Raw genomic sequence first — 2,704 nt, forward strand, 5'->3', positions numbered from 1 at the left:
CCGTTCAGTGCATCGTCACGGCTTCACCGCGAGCAGACGGGAACGTGCTCGATTTCGGGCCTCGGAGGGCTGGTTGGTGTCTGCTCGCCGGAAGAAGCGTCAGTCGCGGGCGGCGGCGAGCAGTCCGTCGCCGAGCGGGATGAGCACCGGGGTGAGCCCTTCGTCCTCGGCGGCCGGGCCGGGGACGCGTCGGCCAAGGACAGCGAGGTCGCCGCGGTGCGCGAGGCGGCACGGCTGATCGCCGAGGACGAACGGCTCACCCCGGTGCTCATCCCGCTCGGCGACGGACTGCTCGCCGCCGCCCGCGACTGACGCTTCTTCCGGCGAGCAGACACCAACCTGCCCTCCGAGGCCCGAAATCGTGCACGTTCACGTCTGCTCGCGGTCAAGCCTTGACGCTGCACTGAACGGGTGTTTAGTGTACTGAACATGCGTTCAGCCGATGATCTGACCGCGGCGGCCCGGATCCGCGACACCGCGCTCGACCTGTTCGGGCGCGAGGGGTTCGGGGTCAGCATCCGGACCATCGCGACGGCGGCGGGGGTGAGCCCGGGGTTGGTGATCCACCATTTCGGCTCGAAGGACGGCCTGCGCAGGGCGTGCGACGACTTCGTCGCCGAAACCGTGCGAACCACCAAGACCGAGACCATCCAGTCGTCGGATCCGGCCACGTGGTTCGCGCAGATGGCCGAGATCGAGGAGTACGCCCCGTTGATGGGCTACCTGGTGCGCAGCATGCAGTCCGGCGGAGACCTCGCGAAAGCGTTCTGGCACACCATGATCGACAACGCGGAGCAGTACATCGAGGCCGGGGTGCAGGCCGGCACCATCAAGCCGAGCGCCGACCCGAAGAGCCGGGCCCGGTTCCTGGCGATGTCCGCAGGCGGAGGGTTCCTGCTCTATCTGCAACTGCACGAGAATCCGTCGGATCTGCGGGCGGTGCTGCGGGATTACGGCGAGGAGATGATGCTGCCCGCCCTGGAGCTGTACACCAACGGGCTGATGGCCGAATCGACGATGTACGACGCCTTCCTGGCTCAACGGCAACGAGGAATTCCGCTCACAGAAGGAGCGCACGATGACTGACAACGGGCCGGCCGTCGACATCCACGGGCTGCGAAAGTCGTTCGGCCGCACCAAGGCGCTCGACGGCCTCGATCTCACCGTGGCGCCGGGCGACGTCGCCGGGTTTTTGGGCCCCAACGGCTCGGGCAAGTCGACGACCATCCGGGTGCTGCTCGGTCTGCTGCGCGCCGACGGCGGCACGGTCCGGCTGCTGGGCGGCGACCCGTGGCGTGACGCGGTCGCCCTGCATCGCCGGATCGCCTATGTGCCCGGCGATGTGACGCTGTGGCCCAACCTGACCGGGATGCAGGCCATCGACTTCCTGGCGGGGCTGCGCGGCGACGGCGCGGTGGACAGCGGGAGGCGTGACGAGCTGATCGAACGCTTCGAACTCGACCCGCACAAGAAGGCGCGCACCTACTCGAAGGGCAATCGGCAGAAGGTGGCCATCATCGCCGCGTTCAGCACGCGCAGCGAGTTGTTCGTGCTCGACGAACCGACCTCAGGTCTGGACCCGTTGATGGAACAGGCCTTCCAGCAGTGCGTGCGCGAGGTCGCGGACCGCGGCGCGGCGGTGCTGCTGTCCAGCCACATCCTGGCCGAGGTCGAAAAGCTCTGCGACACGGTCACCATCGTGCGAGCCGGACGCACCGTGCGGTCCGGAACGCTGGCGCAGATGCGGCACCTGATGCGCACCACGGTCACCGCCCGCACCCACGGCGACCGCACCCGCCTGGAGCACGCCCCCTACATTCACGACCTGCGCACCGACGACGGGAACCTGCGATTCTCGGTGGACCGCAACGACCTCGACCGCGCGATGGCCGACCTCAGCAGCCTCGGTATCGACGAGTTGACGGTGGCGCCGGCCTCCCTGGAGGACCTGTTCCTGCGCGAGTATCAGGGGGCTGGGCGGTGAGCGCCACCGCCCAGCTGTCCGTCGACGGTCCACGGCACGCCGCGAGGACCTCGGGATCACCGTGGACCGGCACCGCTGCGCTGGTCCGCCTGGCACTGCGGCGTGACCGTGTCCGGCTGTCCGTCTGGATCGCGGTGCTGACCGCGATGATGGCCTACTCCCCCGGCACCCTCGAGCTCGCCTATCCGGAGGAGATCCAGCGGCAGGCCCGGGTGAACCTGTTGAAGACACCGGCCGGCATGATGCTCGGCGGCCCGATGTTCGGGGTCAACGAGACCGAACTCGGTGCGATGGTCGCCAACGAGCTCATGCTCACGCTGATCGTCGCCACGTCGATCCTGGCCGTTCTCACCGTGATTCGGCATACCCGTGCCGAGGAGGAAAGCGGCGCAGCCGAACTGGTGCTGGCTTCGGTGGTCGGCCGGTACGCGCGCACCACCGCGGCACTGATCGTGGTGGGCGCGGTCAACGCGGTGCTCGCGGTGACGATGACCGCGGCGACGGCCGCCAACGGATTCGGCGTCGTCGACTCGGCCGCGATGTGCATCGGTGTGACGGCGGTGGCCATGCTGTTCGGCGCCGTCGCCGCGGTCACCGCGCAGATGGGGCGGGGGGGGGGAGCGGGGGCGGGGTGGGGGGGGTGTGGGTCGGGGCGCGGGTCCACGGGGGGGGTGGGGGGGGGGGGCGGGGGGCGGGGGGGGGGGGGGTGGGTGTGGGGCG

Annotated in this window: 2 protein-coding genes and 2 pseudogenes; all 4 read left to right on the forward strand. The window is 69.6% G+C overall.

All coding sequences use genetic code 11. The features are described from left to right. A pseudogene (locus ASJ79_RS34325) lies at positions 1-312 on the forward strand (hypothetical protein); the annotation flags it as partial. Positions 313-429: 117 nt separating this feature from the next. Further along, on the forward strand, positions 430-1,086 hold the full coding sequence (locus ASJ79_RS22035) for a TetR/AcrR family transcriptional regulator (protein WP_067959909.1): 657 nt from the start codon (positions 430-432) through the stop codon (positions 1,084-1,086). Further along, positions 1,079-1,984, forward strand: coding sequence for an ABC transporter ATP-binding protein (locus tag ASJ79_RS22040; protein ID WP_067959915.1), 906 nt, complete (start codon positions 1,079-1,081; stop codon positions 1,982-1,984). Before ASJ79_RS22035 ends, ASJ79_RS22040 begins: the two co-directional genes overlap by 8 nt. Beyond that, positions 1,981-2,704, forward strand: a pseudogene (locus ASJ79_RS22045) (hypothetical protein); the annotation flags it as partial. The gene ASJ79_RS22040 and the pseudogene ASJ79_RS22045, both read left to right, overlap by 4 nt.

It is taken from the genome of Mycobacterium sp. NAZ190054, from assembly GCF_001545925.1.
Lineage (GTDB): Bacteria > Actinomycetota > Actinomycetes > Mycobacteriales > Mycobacteriaceae > Mycobacterium.

Bases quoted from the DNA above. Each gene is read 5' to 3' on its own strand.
- ASJ79_RS22035 (WP_067959909.1), top strand. From the start codon at position 430: ATGCGTTCAGCCGATGATCTGACCGCGGCGGCCCGGATCCGCGACACC.
- ASJ79_RS22040 (WP_067959915.1), top strand. From the start codon at position 1,079: ATGACTGACAACGGGCCGGCCGTCGACATCCACGGGCTGCGAAAGTCG.